The 304-nt window shown below is 53.6% G+C and carries 1 pseudogene; it reads right to left on the reverse strand.

Going from position 1 to position 304, the window contains the following annotated elements:
- A pseudogene (locus Q4563_RS18580) lies at nt 1-304 on the reverse strand (glycine dehydrogenase (aminomethyl-transferring)); the annotation flags it as partial.

Genomic DNA, 304 nt, shown 5'->3' on the forward strand with positions numbered 1-304 from the left:
GGCAAGGATATCGGTTAGCCGATGGATACGGGCAGCGATGGTTTTCAGACCTTTGGGACCGTGATAAACCGCGTAGAACGACGACAGGTTAGCCAGTAAGACCTGGGCGGTACAGATATTGGAGTTGGCTTTTTCGCGGCGAATATGTTGCTCGCGGGTTTGCAAGGCCATACGTAATGCCGGTTTGCCATGGGCATCAATAGAGACGCCAATAATCCGGCCAGGAATGGAGCGCTTGAAGGCATCACGGGTGGCAAAAAATGCTGCGTGTGGGCCACCAAAACCCATGGGTACACCAAAGTGC

The organism is Gilvimarinus sp. 1_MG-2023 (assembly GCF_030548285.1).